The following is a 265-nucleotide window of genomic DNA, read 5'->3' as shown; positions in this document are numbered from 1 at the left end:
GCTTGCCGCCCTCGATCTTGGCCATCTTGGTGAAGTAGCCGCGGGTGGCGTCGTTGAGCTGGACCGGGAAATCATAATGGCTGACCCGGTCGAGCGCCCGCGCCAGGCTGTAGATGGCGTTGTCGGGCCGCGGGCGGGAGGAGTGACCACCGGGGTTGGTGGCCTCCAGCCGGAAGTTCACCGAAATCTTCTCGCCGGCCTGGATATTGTGGGCGACCCGCTTTCCCGAGGCGTCGAGCGCGCCGCCGGCGCCCTCGTTGAGGCC

Annotated in this window: 1 protein-coding gene; it reads right to left on the bottom strand. The window is 67.9% G+C overall.

Features of this window, described 5'->3' with window-relative positions; genetic code table 11:
• Positions 1-265 (bottom strand): hypothetical protein (locus ACZ3HG_RS23925; protein ID WP_465334886.1); only part of this gene is annotated, 265 nt, incomplete at both ends.

It is taken from the genome of Erwinia sp. PME.40.26/001, from assembly GCF_055556675.1.
The sequence above is the reverse complement of the archived record's forward strand: the minus strand, read 5'-3'. Positions and strand labels throughout refer to the sequence as shown.